The sequence below is a fragment of the Microcoleus sp. S13C4 genome (assembly GCF_036700865.1).
Lineage (GTDB): Bacteria > Cyanobacteriota > Cyanobacteriia > Cyanobacteriales > Microcoleaceae > Microcoleus.
Genome location: NZ_JAUBPS010000011.1, coordinates 19,550 through 37,275 on the forward strand (window position 1 = coordinate 19,550; position 17,726 = coordinate 37,275).

16 protein-coding genes are annotated in these 17,726 nt (G+C 46.7%); 9 read left to right on the forward strand and 7 right to left on the reverse strand.

The genetic code is table 11. The features are described from left to right. Positions 1-729 precede the first annotated feature (729 nt). On the forward strand, positions 730-1,602 hold the full coding sequence (locus QT996_RS07005) for a hypothetical protein (RefSeq protein ID WP_333045463.1): 873 nt from the start codon (positions 730-732) through the stop codon (positions 1,600-1,602). A 69-nt stretch (positions 1,603-1,671) separates the two neighbouring features. After that, positions 1,672-2,433 carry a DUF4142 domain-containing protein gene (locus tag QT996_RS07010; RefSeq protein ID WP_333045464.1) on the forward strand — a complete coding sequence of 254 codons (762 nt, stop codon included), beginning with the start codon at positions 1,672-1,674 and terminating at the stop codon, positions 2,431-2,433. 460 nt (positions 2,434-2,893) lie between these two features. Here the strand turns inward: QT996_RS07010 and QT996_RS07015 are convergent, their stop codons facing one another. Further along, a complete protein-coding gene (locus QT996_RS07015) occupies positions 2,894-3,262 on the reverse strand; it encodes a Lin0512 family protein (protein ID WP_333045465.1) in 369 nt (122 codons plus the stop codon). Positions 3,263-3,548: 286 nt separating this feature from the next. On the opposite strand from QT996_RS07015, the gene QT996_RS07020 reads away from it, so the two are divergent. Continuing rightward, positions 3,549-4,463, forward strand: coding sequence for a branched-chain amino acid transaminase (locus tag QT996_RS07020; protein WP_333045466.1), 915 nt, complete (start codon positions 3,549-3,551; stop codon positions 4,461-4,463). 145 nt (positions 4,464-4,608) lie between these two features. On the opposite strand, the gene fghA is transcribed toward QT996_RS07020, so the two are convergent. Both fghA and QT996_RS07030 read right to left on the reverse strand, forming a co-directional pair. Continuing rightward, the gene (gene fghA / locus QT996_RS07025) at positions 4,609-5,463 is read right to left on the reverse strand and encodes an S-formylglutathione hydrolase (RefSeq protein ID WP_333045467.1); all 855 of its coding nucleotides are present in this window, start codon (positions 5,461-5,463) and stop codon (positions 4,609-4,611) included. A 196-nt stretch (positions 5,464-5,659) separates the two neighbouring features. Continuing rightward, the gene (locus QT996_RS07030) at positions 5,660-6,769 is read right to left on the reverse strand and encodes an S-(hydroxymethyl)glutathione dehydrogenase/class III alcohol dehydrogenase (protein ID WP_333045468.1); all 1,110 of its coding nucleotides are present in this window, start codon (positions 6,767-6,769) and stop codon (positions 5,660-5,662) included. 78 nt (positions 6,770-6,847) lie between these two features. Here QT996_RS07030 and QT996_RS07035 point away from each other — a divergent pair, with 78 nt between their 5' ends. The 3 genes from QT996_RS07035 to sppA all read left to right on the forward strand — a co-directional run bounded on the left by QT996_RS07035 (position 6,848) and on the right by sppA (position 10,800). Then, positions 6,848-7,531, forward strand: coding sequence for an SDR family NAD(P)-dependent oxidoreductase (locus QT996_RS07035; protein WP_333045469.1), 684 nt, complete (start codon positions 6,848-6,850; stop codon positions 7,529-7,531). Positions 7,532-7,673: 142 nt separating this feature from the next. Next, a complete protein-coding gene (gene fni, locus QT996_RS07040) occupies positions 7,674-8,723 on the forward strand; it encodes a type 2 isopentenyl-diphosphate Delta-isomerase (protein ID WP_333045470.1) in 1,050 nt (349 codons plus the stop codon). A gap of 256 nt (positions 8,724-8,979) precedes the next feature. Beyond that, a complete protein-coding gene (sppA, locus tag QT996_RS07045) occupies positions 8,980-10,800 on the forward strand; it encodes a signal peptide peptidase SppA (protein WP_333045472.1) in 1,821 nt (606 codons plus the stop codon). A gap of 231 nt (positions 10,801-11,031) precedes the next feature. On the opposite strand, the gene QT996_RS07050 is transcribed toward sppA, so the two are convergent. Then, positions 11,032-11,301 (reverse strand): GlsB/YeaQ/YmgE family stress response membrane protein, encoded by a 270-nt coding sequence (locus QT996_RS07050; protein ID WP_333045473.1) that lies wholly within the window; start codon positions 11,299-11,301, stop codon positions 11,032-11,034. A gap of 300 nt (positions 11,302-11,601) precedes the next feature. Here QT996_RS07050 and QT996_RS07055 point away from each other — a divergent pair, with 300 nt between their 5' ends. Then, a complete protein-coding gene (locus QT996_RS07055) occupies positions 11,602-12,789 on the forward strand; it encodes a tetratricopeptide repeat protein (protein ID WP_333045474.1) in 1,188 nt (395 codons plus the stop codon). Positions 12,790-12,913: 124 nt separating this feature from the next. Here the strand turns inward: QT996_RS07055 and QT996_RS07060 are convergent, their stop codons facing one another. Then, complete coding sequence (locus QT996_RS07060) at positions 12,914-13,624, reverse strand: carbonic anhydrase (protein WP_333045475.1); 711 nt, start codon at positions 13,622-13,624, stop codon at positions 12,914-12,916. A gap of 234 nt (positions 13,625-13,858) precedes the next feature. Between QT996_RS07060 and QT996_RS07065 the strand changes: the two genes are divergently transcribed. Next, complete coding sequence (locus QT996_RS07065; protein WP_333045476.1) at positions 13,859-14,674, forward strand: MOSC N-terminal beta barrel domain-containing protein; 816 nt, start codon at positions 13,859-13,861, stop codon at positions 14,672-14,674. A 19-nt stretch (positions 14,675-14,693) separates the two neighbouring features. Here the strand turns inward: QT996_RS07065 and ylqF are convergent, their stop codons facing one another. Together ylqF and QT996_RS07075 are read right to left on the reverse strand one after the other, a co-directional pair. Beyond that, entirely contained in the window at positions 14,694-15,548 is an 855-nt protein-coding gene (ylqF, locus tag QT996_RS07070; protein ID WP_333045477.1) for a ribosome biogenesis GTPase YlqF, read from the reverse strand. Positions 15,549-15,905: 357 nt separating this feature from the next. After that, on the reverse strand, positions 15,906-16,319 hold the full coding sequence (locus QT996_RS07075; RefSeq protein WP_333045478.1) for a universal stress protein: 414 nt from the start codon (positions 16,317-16,319) through the stop codon (positions 15,906-15,908). 183 nt (positions 16,320-16,502) lie between these two features. Here QT996_RS07075 and QT996_RS07080 point away from each other — a divergent pair, with 183 nt between their 5' ends. After that, the gene (locus QT996_RS07080) at positions 16,503-17,702 is read left to right on the forward strand and encodes a phosphoglycerate kinase (RefSeq protein WP_333045479.1); all 1,200 of its coding nucleotides are present in this window, start codon (positions 16,503-16,505) and stop codon (positions 17,700-17,702) included. Positions 17,703-17,726 lie beyond the last annotated feature (24 nt).

A 17,726-nucleotide genomic window follows, 5' to 3' on the forward strand; every position in this document is an offset into this window, starting at 1 on the left:
TGTCGCGGGGGCACGACTCGGATAGCCCTCAGTTCGCCTTCGTGTTTAACGCAAGTCAAAGCGAGCGTCAAAAGCCTTGCTGTTGCGGGATTGCAGACCCTATGGGACGACCGGCGGTCGATCGGGCTTTTTGAGATAATTTAGTTTCCTGAGAAAGTTTGATCGGTATCCTACGAGGGGCAAAATTGCCAGCAGCAACTTAAGGAAAAATAGCGCTCAAAAAAATTTAAAACTAACTCCTCTGGTATAGGACTAACCCAAAATTGACGGTGACAAAATCAAGAATTTCTGCCTCAAAGCACCTGCATCAGGGGAAAATTTATAGGAAGATCAGCGCCTTGTCTGAGAAACCCGGGGGTTCGTATATGTCTCGTTACTCAACCCAAAATTTTTCAGCTCAACCCGGTTTCTATCCCGTGTGCAAGTTTTGATTTAGCTAGTCGGCCGCCCAATCAAATATCATCCACCACCTGAAATAAAACGCCGTTTTCCCAAATATTCCTAAAGATGAATGGCTAACTTGAACGATACGTAATAGCTTATAAACTATTAACGCTGCGGTGTAATTGATCAGGGGAAAAGAATCGCGGGAACGGGACTAAATTTGCTCCCTTACCATCCTTATCCTGCAGCAAAGGTTACAAAAGTCGTACGTTACGCTGTCAACTTGACCCTGCGGTTTTGGCATCACAAGCGATCGCAGGACTCTACGCAAAAGCAAGCATTACCATGAAATCTTCTAAGTTGTTGAAAATTGTTTTAGCAAGCGCTTGTACTTTAGGTTTAGCAACAGTTTCCTTAGCAGTGCCTGCTTCTGCCCAGTCGGGAGCCGGCGGTGCTGGAGGCGGTGCTGGTGGGGGTGCTGGCAGTAGCGCCGGCAGTGGCACAAGCGGTACGAGTGGCACGGGTACAAGCGGTACTGGCACAAGCGGTACGAGTGGCACGGGTACAAGCGGTACTGGCACAAGCGGTACGAGTGGCACGGGTACAAGCGGTGCAAGCGGTACGACTGGTACGGGTACAAGCGGTACGAGTGACACGGGTACAAGCGGTACGGGTACAAGCGGTACGAGTGACACGGGTACAAGCGGTACAAGCGGTACGAGTGGCACGGGTACAAGCGGTACGGGTACAAGCAGTACAACCGGTTTGAGTGGCACAACGGGTACAAGCGGTACAAGCGGTACAACGGGTACAAGCGGTACGGGTACAAGCGGCAGCGGTACGACTGGTACAAGCGGTACGACTGGTACAAGCGGCAGCGGTACGACTGGTACAAGCGGTACAAGCGGCAGCGGTACGACTGGTACAAGCGGCAGCGGTACGACTGGCATCGGTACAAGCGGTACGACTGGTACAAGCGGTACAAGCGGTACAAGCGGTACGGATACAACGGGTACAACGGGTACGAGTGGCACAGATACAACGGGTACAACGGGTACAACGGGTACAAGCGGTACCACATCGACCTCGGCTGATACTAATTCTGGAGTTTTGAGTGCTCAGCGCGATCGCCACAACAATTTGGGGTGGCTGGGTGTCCTGGGCGCCTTTGGTTTGCTCAACTTGTTTCGGAAAAACGGTACACCGTCCCATCGTTAGTTTCGGGCTATTCCCTACGGCATAGCTTGGCTGGCGCGGACGTTTGAAAACTTAGAGGCTTAGAAATTCATGACTTCATTCAATCGCAAAAATTTGTTCACAAAATTGGTAACAGTTGCCGGAATTGCCGGCGTTAGTTCCTTGATAGCTGTCCCGGGATTCGCAGAATTAAACCGCCAGACTCACGGCTTAAACCAGTCGGGCGATCGGGTTTTTGATCTTGCTGATAACGCTTCCCAGGATCGTACTTCTCCTCGTTCTCCTGCTACCGATATGCAGAACAACGACAATCCCGGGGGTTCTCCCAACACTCCAACTACCCCCAGCAACAACAATCCCGGCCGTTCTCCCAGCACTCCAACAGGTGGCGAAACTTCGCCTAATTCTCTCAGCAGCAGAGACAGAACCTTTGTCATGCAAGCAGGTCAACTTAGTATGCTGGAAGTGCAGCTCGGTCGATTGGCAGTGCAGCGCGGTTCTAGTGCTGGTGTGAAACAGTACGGGCAAGAAATGGTTGATGAACACACTCGGGCAAATCAAGAATTGATGCAGTTAGCAATGCAAAAGGAGGTAGAACTGCCAGCCGAAATCAGCAGCCAGAACAAAGCTTTGAGCGATCGACTTTCGCGACTCTCCGGTACAAGTTTTGACACCGCTTACAAGCAGGCTATGATCGAGAGCCACAATCAGGCTATTGCTTTGTTTCAGGCTCAATCTCAACAGGGACAAGATCCCGAGTTGAAGGCTTGGGCTACCAAGACTTTGCCGAACCTTCAGGCGCACTTGCAAATGGTTAACCAAATGTTGGCAGATACCAGCAAGCCCCAATAGGAGGTAGAGGAGGTAGAGTGCGATTGCATAAAAGCCGATCGCACTCTACCTTTGCTGATCCGAGAGGGAAGAGCAATAAATTCTTTTAAACCCTATAATTTTTGAGAACAATGGAAGATTTTCTCCGCAGCTTGTTGGGCAGCAATATTACAGCGACGTGGCTGTTATTAATTGTAGGGTTTTGTTGGCTTGCTTACATACCCGGTCGCCTGAGAAATTAAAAATTATCACTTAAAAGTTCAAAATTAAGTAGGTAGGCGCAAATAAGTCTTAGCGTAGAACAGACCTATTGTAGCGTGCCTCAGATCCTCAGATTTTCTACGGTATTTCATGCGATGTCTCTGACACTCCCTACAACTTAGCCTAAATTAATCATTTTTTAACAGACAAGCGTTCGATCGCCCGATCGCGGAAACAAGCAAGTGCGATCGGGCGATTTATTCAAACAACACAAAATTAATTAGTCCTGAGTTTCCACAAAAACAGTCACAGCCGCCACAGCGATTAGCATTTCATCATTTTTATCATTCAGAGAGGTGATCGCCCTTCCTGGCACAATCATGCCTCCTTGCTCCACAATCAGAGTTTTGCTGCCGAAAGGGAGCACCGCCAACACCTCCTCGGCGCGCACTTGTTCCGGGTAAGGAACAGCCACCTTTACCTCAACAATCATCTGATTGGGGTCGCTCAAACCTGCCACTTCCCAGACACCCAGCAAAGCATTGTGGGCGATCGCATTGCGTACAGCCCTTGCACAGGCTACAGTCGGTTCCTGCCCGTGCTGGTCTATACCCATCCCCATTTCAATGATGAAACATTTACGTGCCATAGTTGCCCCTCGGTTGATTTTTGTTTGTAGTTGATCGCACTCTTTCCCAAAACAATTATCAACCAAACAGACCGCTATTGATATTATTTTATATATCGATATAACAACAAAAGAATAATACTCATTTCCCAAAAGAATCTAACTATAGGCAAGCTTCAAGCCCTTAGATAATCAGTCATTCTCAATCTACAATCTAAAATTTAAAATCTCAAATCGTAGAACTTATGGTAATATAACCAAATTAAGCCTTCCTCGCGGACTGCAAAACTCATCGCCAGCTTGAATCATGGATAGTTTTCTACCAATTGCCTACTTTCAAAACCAATTTCTCCCCTTTACCGACGCCAAAATTTCCATTGCCACCCACGCACTGCACTACGGAACCGGAGTTTTAGGCGGGTTGCGGGGAATTCCAGACCCTCAAAATGCCGATCGAATATTGCTATTTAGATTAGACCGCCACTGTCAAAGATTAAGTCAAAGTGCCAGCTTCCTCCACTGCGATTTGCCAGCCGACAAAATTCAACAGATAATAATTGATTTTGTCAAGAAAAACCAACCAACCAAATCATTTTATATCCGCCCTTTTATCTACACATCCAGTTTAGGAATTGCCCCCCGACTGCACAACGTAGAAACAGACTTCTTTGTCTACGGATTAGAACTCTCAGACTATTTGCCAAAAGAAGGAGTCAACTGTAGAATTAGCTCTTGGTACCGTCAAGAAGACCGCAGCTTGCCTTTAAGAGGTAAAATTAGCGGTGCTTACATCACCTCAGCATTAGCCAAAACAGAAGCAGTAGAATCCGGCTTCGACGAAGCAATTATGATGAATTCTCAAGGAAAAGTCAGCGAAGCTTCAGGGATGAACATATTTGTCGCCAGAAACGGTAAATTAGTTACTCCTGGTTTCGAGCAAGATATTCTCGAAGGAATTACCAGAGACAGCGTAATTACAATCGCCCGAGACTTAGGAATAGAAGTCATAGAAAGACCAGTTGACAAATCAGAATTGTTGATTGCAGACGAGATTTTTCTCTGCGGAACCGCCGCCAAAATTACCCCAATTAAGCGAGTAGAAAACTATCACTTGCCCAAAAACCGACCCATCACCGAAAAGATTTTGGACAAACTGACGGAGATTATCGAAAATCGCGACAGTAATTATAAAGAATGGGTATTTCCGATTAATCTTAATTAACCGAAAATACCTGTGTTCGTAGAAGCGAGTTCACTCGTTACCAGGCTCTGCCTCCACATTTTATGGCAGCCATGCGAGGCAGAGCCTCTGGATATGGGTTCCCAGGCAGAGCCTAACAGGCATCTTGCCTGCTTCCTGCTAGGAACTAGCCGCACAAAACAGCCGCGTGATGGCGAATGTGATCCTCCATAAAACTAGCTATAAAATAATAGCTATGATCGTAACCTTCCTGCATCCTTAAAGTTAGCGGCTGTCCCGCTTTTGCACAAGCCTCCGCGAACACTTCCGGCAACAACTGCCCATCAGTAAGAAACGAATCAGCAGTGCCGCAGTCAATCAGAATCGGACGGTTGTATTGCGCTGCAACAACCAATTCACTAGCATCCCAAGCCTTCCAAATCTCTTTGTCGCTGCCGAGGTAGTTTGCAAAAGCTTTTTGTCCCCAAGGGCAGCGCATTGGCGCGGAAATAGGCGCAAAAGCTGAAACTGAAAGATAGCGAGATCCATTTTTTAAAGCGCAAATTAAAGCCCCGTGTCCGCCCATCGAATGACCGAAAATTCCCTGTTTTTCCGGTATCGCTGGAAAATTTTCGGCGATTAAATTTGGCAATTCATCAACCACATAACTGTACATTCGATAGTGAGAATTCCAAGGTGTGGCTGTGGCATCAACATAAAAACCCGCACCACTTCCTAAATCCCAATCGTCATCTTCCCCAAGAATACCAGTATTGCGCGGGCTAGTGTCGGGCGCAACCAGCATTAACCCGTATTTTGCCGCAAATTGTTGCGCCCCCGCTTTTGCCATAAAGTTCTCTTCTGTGCAGGTTAAACCTGATAGAAAATATAAAACTGGTACGGGTTGAGATAAAGCTTGCGGGGGGTGGTAAACAGCGAATTTCATCTCGCTCTTGCAAGCAGACGATTGATGGCTATAAAAGCCGAGTTTGCCACCGAAACTTTTATATTCTTTTTGCAGTTTTAGGGATTCTGATATCATATTACTTCTATTTCTTTTGTGAATGAGATTTTTTTATTAACCGCAGAGGGCACAGAGGACGCAGAGGCAGAGAGAAGAGAGAAGTTATGTAGGGTGCAGCCGTGTACCTTACGGCTATAGGTAGCGCGTAAAACCACTTTTTCCGTAAGTCCTATCTTCCTTCTTCCCTCTTCCCTCTTCCTTCACCTTCAAAAACTCAAAATGTCAAAACTGTGCGAATTACTTTGCCTTTGTGCATCAAATCAAAAGCTTCGTTAATTTGCTCGATCGGCATTACCCGAGATACCAAACTATCAATATCAATTTTCCCGTCCATGTACCAATCAACTATCTTAGGAACATCTGTTCTGCCTTTTGCGCCCCCAAAAGCCGTCCCTTTCCAAACCCTACCAGTTACTAGCTGAAACGGGCGGGTGCTAATTTCTTGACCTGCTCCCGCTACCCCGACAATTACGCTCACGCCCCAACCTTTGTGGCAGCATTCCAAAGCTTGGCGCATTACATTAATGTTGCCGATACATTCAAAACTGTAATCAGCTCCGCCTTTGGTTAAATCTACTAAATAAGGCACTAAATCGCCTTCCACTTCGCGGGGATTGACAAAGTGAGTCATGCCAAATTTTTCCGCCATCTCTCGCTTGTCGGGATTCATGTCTACGCCGACAATCATGTTAGCTCCCACCAGGCGAGCCGCTTGAATTACATTCAAACCCACGCCGCCTAAACCGAAAACTACCACATTAGAACCAGGTTCTACTTTCGCCGTATTAATGACAGCGCCGATGCCAGTTGTTACGCCGCAACCGATCAAACAAACTTTATCAAAAGGAGCATCTTCGCGAATTTTTGCTACCGCAATTTCTGGCAATACTGTATAATTAGCGAAGGTAGAAGTTCCCATGTAATGATAAAGTTTCTGCCCGTCTAGGGAAAACCTACTCGTGCCGTCAGGCATCACTCCCTGGCCTTGAGTGATGCGAATTGCTTGACAGAGATTCGTTTTGCCACTCAAACAATATTCGCAATTGCGACATTCGGGAGTGTAGAGAGGAATTACCCGATCGCCCACTTTGACACTTGTTACTCCCGGCCCAACTTCTGCGACAATCCCGGCTCCCTCGTGGCCTAAGATAGCAGGAAATAAACCTTCAGGATCGGCGCCCGAAAGAGTGTAAGCGTCAGTGTGACAAACACCCGTGGCTTTAATTTCCACCAACACCTCTCCAGCCCTCGGCCCATCTAGATCAACCGTTTCAATGCTCAAAGGTTGGCCGGCACTGCGAGCAACTGCTGCTTTTACTTTCATGCTTTCTCCCTGCGATCGATTTGTCAATTGACCCGTCAAGATGTATTGTATTACTTAATGTCTAAATTAAGCAAATCTATGACCAAATTAATTGTAATTACTGGAGTTAGTCGCGGTCTTGGTCTGGCCATGACCGAAAAGTTTATTGAGTTGGGACATACAGTTGTGGGATGCGCCCGTTCTTCCGAAGCGGTGGAAAAACTCAACCAAAAATATAGTGCGCCCCACCATTTTACTTGTTTGGATGTCGCCAACGACGAGCAAGTAAAAGCTTGGGCAACAGAAATGCTGGCAAATTACTCGCCGCCAAATTTGCTGATTAATAACGCAGCTTTAGCCAACAATCTCGCGCCTCTGTGGAAGGTTAGTAACGAAGAATTTTCCCAGCTAATTGATGTTAATATTAAAGGTACAGCTAATGTAATTCGCCACTTTGTCCCGGCAATGATTGCTCGAAAAAGGGGCATAATTGTCAACTTTAGTTCTCTTTGGGGAAGGTCAACTTCCCCGGAAGTCGCGCCCTATTGCGCTTCTAAGTGGGCAATAGAAGGACTTACGCGATCGCTCGCTCAAGAATTGCCCGCAGGTATGGCAGCAGTTCCTTTAAATCCGGGGATAATTCACACAGATATGCTGGACATTTGTTTCGGCGAAGATGCGGTCAATTACTCGTCTGCCAAAGCATGGGTGCAAAAAGCAGCTCCTTTTTTACTGAACTTGAAACCTTCAGATAACGGAATGCCGGTGAGTGTTCCTGGATAATATAGCAACCCTTGCAAGAAGATTGGCAAACATCTCTCTTCTCTGCGCCCTCTGCGCTCTCTACGGTTAATTAAAAAAAATCTCAAAAATGAAATAAAATTTCTATATTCCCAAATCAAAACTCTTTCCCCCAATAGCAACTGTGAACTTGCCGCTAACCTCCCCCTCGCAAACCGAAACTCGCAAAGCAGACCACCTGCGGATTTGCCTCGAAGAAGACGTACAATTTCGCGAAACTACCAGCGGCCTCGAACGCTACCGTTTTGAACACTGCTGTTTGCCAGAACTCGATCGCACCGAAATCGATTTAACCTCCACATTTCTCGGCAAAAAACTAGCCGTTCCCCTGCTAATTTCCTCGATGACCGGCGGCACACAATTAGCCCAGACAATCAATTATCGCCTCGCCGATGTCGCTCAAGAATACAAACTAGCAATGGGAGTCGGTTCCCAACGAATCGTCGTAGAAAATCCTCAACTAGCTCCTACATTTGCCGTCCGTCGTCGCGCTCCCGATATTCTACTGTTTGCCAATATCGGAGCAGTTCAATTAAACTACAATTACGGTTTGGAAGAGTGTCAAAAAATTGTTGATATTTTAGAAGCAGACGCACTAATTTTGCATCTCAATCCGCTGCAAGAGTGCGTTCAAACCGAAGGCGATACTAACTTTAAAGGACTGCTAGATAAAATTGCCAAATTGTGCGACAAATTACCAGTACCAGTTATTGCTAAAGAAGTCGGCAACGGTATTTCAGGAAAGATGGCAAAGAAATTGCTCGCCGCCGGGGTAGGTGCGATCGACATTGCCGGAGCAGGAGGCACTTCTTGGGCGAAAATAGAAGGAGAGCGAGCTAAAGATGGCAAGCAGCGCAGGTTGGGCGCAACCTTTGCCGACTGGGGAATACCAACAGCCGAGTGCATTGTCAGCACCCGCGCCGCAGCCCCGGATCTTCCCCTGATTGCCTCGGGAGGCTTGCAGAATGGATTGGATGCAGCGAAGGCGATCGCCCTTGGCGCGGATATTGCGGGACTGGCGCGGCCGTTTCTGCAAGCTGCAGCGGAATCGGAATCAGCCGCAGCCCTCCTAGCTGAGGCTTTAATTGCAGAAATCGCCACCGTGATGTTCTGTACGGGCTGCGGTAACTTGGAGGAGCTAAAACATTCTGGGGTTTTGGAAAGGTTAAGATAAAAGTGAGTCAGCAGTCAAAAGTCATTAGTCAACAGTCATTAGTCATTAGCTAATAACTAACGACAGCGGGTAATTGCTAGATCCTACTTGCTGGAATGACCAATAATATCGTTTCCGCTGGCATCGGAATAATATTTTTCCGAGTGCAATGCCAGCGGGACGCTCACCTGGGTATCATTCCACTCTCACCAGATGTGTTCTAACTAATGACTAATGACTATTGACTATTGACTAATAACTAATTACCAATTATCTAATGAAAGATTTCCTAAAATATACCTGTGCAAGTTTACTGGGAACCTTCCTCGGACTGCTGCTGCTGGGCAGCATCGGATTGGGGGGACTGGTACTTCTAATTTCTCTGGCGGCATCGTCGTCTAAAGATTCAGGTCCGCAAGTTAAAGATAAGTCTGTATTGGTATTAGACCTTTCTTTAAATATCACTGACAGCAAACCGATCCGTAGCACTAGCGCGGCGATTGAAGAAGTGCTTTCGGAAGATTCCGGCGATGCTGTGACGCTGCGGACTGTTTTAGACACGATCGAATATGCTAAAAAAGACCCGAAAATTGTTGGCATTTATCTCGAAGGCAGCTCGGATTCGAGCAGCAGCGGGTTTGCCAATCTCAAAGAAGTTCGATCGGCCTTGCAGCGTTTCCGAGATGCCAAAAAACCCATTTTTGCTTACCAGATGGACTGGAATGAGCGAGATTATTACCTCGGTTCCGTTGCTAATACAATTGCAGTCAATCCTTACGGCGCTTTGGAAATCAACGGTTTTAGCAGTCAGGCAATGTTTTTCACTGGTGCTTTGGAAAAATACGGCGTGGGAGTGCAAGTGACTCGCGTTGGCAAATACAAGTCAGCCGTTGAGCCGTTTTTGCTCAAAAAAATGAGTCCCGAAAATCGCCAGCAAACTCAAAAGTTGCTCGGAGATATGTGGGGAGAATACCTGAAAACTGTCGCCCCGAGTCGCAAAGTGACTGTTCCGCAACTGCAAGCGCTTGCAGATAATGGCGGAAATTTGATGGCTGACGAAGCTCTCAAAAGCAAGTTAGTTGATAAAGTTGTATACTTTGACGAAATATCGACCGAACTTAAAAAACTCACAGGAATCGATGGCGAAAACAAATCTTTCAAGCAAATTAGTTTGAAAAACTACGCAAAAATTGCTGAGAATAAAAGCTCAACTCGCGCTAACAAGAAAAACCAAGTTGCTATACTTTACGCTGAAGGAGAGATTGTAGACGGCGAAGGCGGCCCGACTCAAGTAGGAGGCGATCGCATTGCTAAAGAAATGCGGAAAATTAGAGAAGATGACGACGTAAAAGCAGTGGTTTTGCGCGTCAACAGTCCCGGAGGCAGCGCGACGGCGGCCGAAGTCATTGGACGCGAAGTTATGCTGACGGGAAAAAAGAAACCAGTTATCGTTTCGATGGGCAATTTAGCAGCTTCCGGCGGCTATTGGATTTCGATGGGTTCCAGCCGCATTTTTGCCGAACCCAATACGATTACCGGTTCTATCGGCGTTTTTGGAATGCTGTTCAACGGCGAAAAGTTGGCTGCTAACAACGGCCTGACTTGGGACGTTGTGAAAACCGCCCGCTTTGCGGATACTAACACGGTTTCCCGTCCGAAAAATCCTCAAGAATTGGCGAATATTCAGAGGGTAGTCGATCACATTTACGATCGATTTATTACTAAAGTCGCCGACTCCCGCAAACTGTCGAAAAACAAGGTACAAGAAATTGCTCAAGGCAGGGTTTGGTCTGGTACGGCTGCGAAACAGTTGGGTTTAGTCGATGAAATTGGCGGGCTTGAAGATGCTGTGAGAGAGGCGGCGAAGCAAGCTAAACTCGGCGACGATTGGAAGTTGGAAGAATATCCCAAACGCCGCAGTTTGGAGGAGCGAATTTTGGAAAAAATTTCAGGCGTTCACGTTTTGAAACCAGCCACCAAACTCGACCCGCTAACGGCCGAATTTAAGAAAATGCAAGATGAATTGGCTGTAATCAAGTCGATGAACGACCCCCAGGGGATTTATGTTCGCTTGCCTTTCAATTTGCGGATTGATTAATTAAGTGATACCCAATCCGGGATTTTTACCCCTTTATTCTTCAGTCCCCTCTGTTCAGACGAAAGTTTTACTATTGAGCGGTTTCAACCGCCGAGTCTGATAGGGGTTTTTAACCCGGATTTGGTAAAAGTAGGCTGACGCACCTACAAACAACTGAAAAACCCGGTTTCTTAAAGAAACCGGGTTTATGAATACCCTAAAAGTCTATCGACTGGGAATTGGCAAGATTTGTTATGCAGCACGCTGAGTTAACAATCCCCAGATGAAAAGTAGAACGATCGCACCTATAACGGCAAAAGCTATGCTGGGTAGAGTTAATGCTCCGAAGGATGCTCCCCCGCTCGTCCCCAGTAAGACTTGACCTAGATAACCTCCCACTAACGCGCCCAAAATTCCTAAGCCTGTTGTGGCCAGAAAACCGCCACCTTGACTTCCCGGATAAATGGCTTTGGCGATCGCACCGGCAATCAGTCCTAAAACGATCCAAGCAATAATTCCCATTTCTCTTTCTCCTGAATACTTAAACTTTTCTCGTCCCTTGTCTTATGTTTTTAGAATAACAAGTGCTATCGAGCCTTTACCTCTACCGTAGGGAGGAACCGAAAGTGGTAGGATTTCTCATCAATCGTCCCAGTTTGAGGCTTTTTAATATCTCAAAAGAGTTAACCCACTTTTTCGAGCGAAGAAAGGTACTTATGCTCAAAGCAAAAGGGAAATAGGAAAATCTTTTCTGGGACTTTTTGTGTTTGGGTGGCTAAAAAAATTACAATATTTCTGTGAAATGAGGAAAGTTTGCGCCCGATGGATCTGACTCTGTGCATGATTGTGAAGAATGAAGAGGCAACACTGTCGCGGACTTTGGACAGCGTTAAGGGTGTTGTTGACGAAATAGTCGTGGTGGATACGGGATCGGGCGATCGCACCCGTGAAATTGCCCGAGAATCCGGGGCGAGGGTTTATGACTTTGAATGGTGCGACGACTTCGCAGCGGCGCGCAATGAGTGTCTGAAGCACGCCCAGGGCGACTGGATTTTGGTCTTGGATGCCGATGAGGTTTTGGTACCGGAGATTGTACCTCAAATTAAGCAGGCAATTGGGAGCGATCGGCTGCTGCTAATCAATCTCATCCGCCAAGAAATCGGTGCCTCTCAATCTCCCTATTCCCTAGTGTCGCGCTTGTTTCGCAATCGCCTCGATATCCGCTTTTCCCGCCCTTACCACGCCATGGTAGACGACAGCGTGGCTGAGATTTTGCACAGGGAACCAAAATGGAAAATAGCTTCTCTCCCCGATGTAGGGATTTTGCACTCTGGTTATCAAAAAGATGCGATCGCAGCAAAAGGTAAATTCCAAAAAGCTCAAGCTGCGATGGAACGCTATATCGCTTATTATCCAGACGATGCTTATGCTTGTAGCAAATTAGGCGCTTTGTATGTAGAAACCGGGCAACTGGCGCGGGGAATTAATTTATTAACCAAAGGCTTGACTGCTGCTGCAATTGATGATTCTATTCTTTACGAATTAAACTATCATTTGGGAATTGCTTATCGCCAGCAGCAGCAGTTTGCCAAAGCAAAAGAACACTATCAAGCTGCAATTAATACAAATGTGTTCCCGCCCCTCAAGTTGGGTGCTTACAATAATTTGGGCAATTTGCTTAAAGATGAAGGAGATTTGAAATCTGCTGAAAAAGCTTACAAAGCAGCTTTAAAAATTGACCCCTATTTTGCAGCAGGTCACTACAATTTAGGGCTGACGCTGAAGGCCGCCGGAAATTTAGCAGATGCGATCGCCTATTACCGACAAGCGATAAAAATCGATCCCGAACACGCCGAAGCTCATCAAAACTTGGCAGTAGCCTTGCTCAAAATTGGCAAAATGCCAGAAAGTTTAGCAGAATTTAAAAGAGCGATCGCCCTTCACGAACAGCGCCGCCCATTTGAGGCAGAACGCCTGCGCCGGGGACTGCAAGAAATGGGTTTGATGTAACTGAGATTATGGCTTTTATGGGCGGGCAGGATGCCCACCCCACAATCCAACTCTCGGATTGTGGAACAGGCCGGAAAGCCTGTTCATTAAAAATATTCCAAGATATGAGATGCAACCAGCAAAATCAAGCAATTATCTCTACTTTGCCACTATCCAAATCGTAGCGACCGCCAACAACTTTAAGTTTGCCCGCTGTGACTGCTTCAGCTAAAATAGGCGACGAGGATTGTAACTTATTTACATTCATTTTCACATTAGCTCTGACTGCGTTATCCCACGCATTGCCTGTTTGACCTTTGGTCGAATCAACTGCGGGTTGAATCGCCGCCACCAAAGTGCTAATGTGACCCGGCACAGCTTTGGCATCTAAAGCTGCTTTAACAGCACCGCAGCGTTCGTGACCCAGAATTACTAATAGCGGCACGCCTAATTCTAAGGCGGCATATTCTATATTCCCGAGAACCACATCGTCGAGAAAATTTCCAGCTACTCGGATATCAAATAAATTCCCTAATCCTTGGTCGAAAATAATTTCTGGAGCAACCCGCGAATCAGAACAAGCCAGGATGGTTGCAAACGGATGTTGACCCTGTGCTACCTCTACAATTCGCGATCGGGCTTGGTCGGGAAATGTCCGCTTTTGCTGAATGTATCGTTGATTTCCCTCCATCAATTTCTGAAGAGCACCGTCGGGAGTAATGTCAGAGATTTCCTGTGCATTTGCGGCTTGGGCTTGTAAAAGCGCAGGTGCAAAGCTTGCCGCCAGCATCCCTGCACCAGCCCTCAACATTAAATTGCGTCGCGAAATCATGCCTTTTTTTCCGCTTTCAGTCATTGCTTATAACTCGGTTCAATTTGTTCTATTTTATAGCATAATATCTACCACAAGCTCAGTCAGACTTCTTTGATTTTTACTTACAAGATACTCTGGTCAAATGTAAACTTCAAAAAAGTTGCCTCTTTTTATTTCATTCATATTTTATTTCGTAAAGTCAACAGCAGTCATCCTTCTACCCGCAGGGGATGCTACAATGTATCTAAAACGACAATTATTTATCAATGGCTCGAAATGTCTTACGTCGCCAGCATTCATATCTATCCGCTCAAGTCCCTTGACGGCATAGCTGTCAGTCAAGCAACTATTCTAGCCAGCGGAGCTCTAGAAGGCGATCGCTCTTTTGCAATTTGCGATGCAGCAGGAGAATTGGTTAACACTAAGCACAACAGCGGAGTCCGTTTTCTACGCTTATCCTTTGACATCAAAAAGAGAATTGCCGGTCTGAAAATTCAAGACACCGAACAAGAATTTTTTTTTCATGTAGATAGAGAACGCCCAGGAGTAGAATGTTGGTTGAGCAACTACTTCGGTTTCCCCGTCAAGTTAATTGAAAACTTGCTGACTGGTTTTCCCGAGGATACCACTGCACCAGGGCCAAGCATTATCAGTACCGCAACAATTGCCGAAGTTGCATCTTGGTTTCCCAGAGTTTGCGTTAGCGAGATGCGCCATCACTTGCGAGCTAATATTGAAATAGGAGATGTCCCGGCTTTTTGGGAAGATGAACTTTTTCCCCAAGCTGATGAAGTTGTGAGGTTTAAAATAGGGACTGTAATATTTGAAGGTATTAATCCGGGTCATGCCTGTCTCCTATCTACACCAAATTATGCACTGATAGAAGCTTATCCAAATTTTAAAAAGATACTAGCAGCCAAGCATAACGAAATCATGCCTAACTTGGTAAAAAAAAGGCATTTAAATTACTTTAGTCGGCTGATAGTTAACACCAGAGTGCCACCTCAATCAGCCGAAAAAATAGTACACATAGGAGACGAAGTTCAAATTCTCACCGTCAGCAAATCCCTATTTAATACCCTTCCTGATTAGTTCTATGGCACGAGTCTTATCAAGCCGGCGGCAACTCCAAAGAAAGCTGACCCAACACACCAGTTCTAAAATCGTTTAACATCTGCCGCGCCGTTCGTTCGACATCTCCTTTATACTTGTCTTTTGCGACCTCGTGCAAATAATCTTCACCATTACTAGAGGCTGCATCTAATTTATACCTGGATTTGAAACCAGATAGTGATATCAAAGTCTCATCAGCCGCCTCCAGCCCTAGGAGCAAATCTACCATAGCTGCAGCTACTACCTGATTGTCATAAGCTGCTTCGCCAATATCTTCGCAAATAGCTAATTTTATGGCATTTTCTTGATTGTTAATTCGGGTTGGGATCACTCCGGGCGCGTCTAATAATTCAATTTCGTCAGAAATGCGAATCCATCGGAGCGATTTAGTTACTCCAGCTCTGCGAGCACTATCTACCACTCTCCGCCCTAACAGCCGATTAATTAAAGCAGATTTTCCCACATTGGGAAATCCCATTACCACTGCGCGGACTGGACGGGGCAGCATACCTCGATCGAACCTTCTTTTATTTAGCTGCACCCCAGCATTCTGCACTGCATCCGCCACAGCGTCTACTCCGTGACCGTGCTCGGCATTGGTAAAATACGCCGTTTCCCCCTGCGCCTCCAGCCATGTTTCCCACGCCTCGCGCGATCGAGGCGTAATCATATCCATGCGGTTAATGACCAAGACTCGCGGCTTGCCGCCCACCCAGCTCGGCATTTGGGGGTGATAAGTAGCCAATGGAATGCGGGCATCTCGGACTTCGAGTATCACATCTACTCGCTTTAGCTGTTCTTTTAATGCCCGTTCCGCTTTGGCAATGTGACCGGGATACCAGTGAATTTTCATAATATGAAGGAAGAAGGAAGAAGGAAGAAGGAAGAAGGAAGAAGGATGAGTGTAAGGAAAGAGAGAATCACAAAGGAAGGAACTAGGGAAGCAATCAGGAAGTAAGGAATCAAGAAGTAAGGAGGGAAGAGGGAAGAGGGAAGAGGGAAAAGGGAAGAGGGAAAAGGGAAAATGAAAAAGGGAAAATGAAAAAGTAAGCTGTTAGGTATCTAACTTACACTGCTGAGATTAAGTAAAAAGAAAGAGTTTTCTTTATTGCTTCTTCCTTATTCCCTCTTCCGTCTTCCTCCTTCTTGCTTCTTCCTTATTCTCTCTTCCCTCTTCATTCTTCCTTCTTCCTTCTTCCTTCTTCCTTCCTTAAGGCACAATCAAAACTGCACAAGGAGACAGATTGATCACCCGATTGGTAACGCTGTCAGACGCCCCATCATCGGTTAAACCCATCCCCCGACAGCCCATCACAATCAAATCGGCCCCAATTTCGTCAGCCACATCGCAAATCGTGAAAGCAGGTTTGCCTTCCCGTTCGATGATTTCAGCTTCAATTCCCTGCTGGGAAAACATCGATTGGGCCTCCGACAGAAGTTTGGCGACTGCTTCGGGGGAAGTCATCACCTCTCGGGCCGGGGCGTCGGCCTCCTCGGCTGGGGGCTCGACTACCGAGAGAATAACTAAGCGAGAAGCGTAGGTTTTCACGATATTGACCACCTTTTCGGCAGCTTCGCGGGCTTCTCGGCTTTGATCTACAGGAAATAAGACAGTCTTGAACATACTGCACATCTCCGGGACGCGGACTCCGATAAAATGTTTACGTTGAGCCAATCAGTGCCGTTTGTTTCATCTTCCGTTTTTTGTACGGACGCGGTTGAATGCGTCCGAGGCCCAAGTGCAAGTGACCAGTGCCGCCATTTCAACGGAATTCGACAAAAACACACATATTAGGAGGTTAATCCTGTGACAAAAAAAACTGTAGCAAATTTATCGGCATCGGACTTATCGGGCAAACGGGTATTGGTGCGGGCGGACTTTAACGTGCCGCTCGACAACGGCAATATCACCGATGATACTCGCATCCGCGCGGCTCTGCCGACAATTCAAGATTTAGCGTCCAAGGGCGCTAAGGTGATTTTGTGCAGCCACTTCGGCCGTCCCAAGGGTGTGACGGAGAAGTTGCGCTTGACACCGGTTGCTACACGGCTGTCGGAATTGTTGGGCAAAGAGGTCAAAAAGACTGACGACTGCATCGGTGATGAAGTCGCTGCTACAGTCGCGGCGATGCAAGATGGCGATGTGCTGTTGCTGGAAAATGTCCGCTTCTACCCAGAGGAGGAGGCAAACGATCCAGAATTTGCTAAGAAGTTAGCTTCTGTGGCCGATTTGTATGTCAATGATGCTTTTGGTACTGCTCACCGGGCTCACGCTTCTACTGAGGGCGTTACTAAGTATCTGAGTCCTTCTGTGGCTGGGTTTTTGATGGAGAAGGAACTGCAATATCTCGGCAGTGCGATCGACAATCCTCAGCGTCCTTTAGCTGCTATTATCGGCGGTTCTAAGGTTTCCAGCAAGATTGGAGTCATTGAAAAACTGCTCGAAAAGTGCGACAAACTGCTGTTGGGCGGTGGCATGGTTTTCACGTTCTACAAAGCTCGCGGCTTGAACGTGGGCAAGTCTTTGGTGGAAGATGACAAGCTGGAATTGGCGAAGTCTTTGGAAGCTAAGGCGAAGGAACGGGGAGTTACTTTTCTGTTACCTACTGATGTGGTAGTTGCTGACAAGTTTGCTGCTGATGCTAATACTCAAACAGTCTCTGTTGAAAGCATCCCCGACGGTTGGATGGGTTTGGATATCGGCCCAGATTCAGTGAAAACTTTCCAAGATGCTTTGGCCGATTGCAAAACTGTAATCTGGAACGGGCCTATGGGCGTGTTTGAGATGGAGAAGTTTGCTGTAGGAACTGAAGGAATTGCCCATTCTTTGGCGGGGATTACTAAAACCGGTACTACCACAATTATCGGTGGTGGTGACTCGGTGGCGGCTGTGGAACAGTTGAATTTAGGCGAACAAATGAGCCACATTTCCACTGGTGGCGGTGCTAGTTTGGAGCTGCTAGAAGGTAAGGAATTGCCTGGTGTTGCTGCTTTAGATGAAGCTTAATTAAGTTAAGTAGGGCGGGCTTGA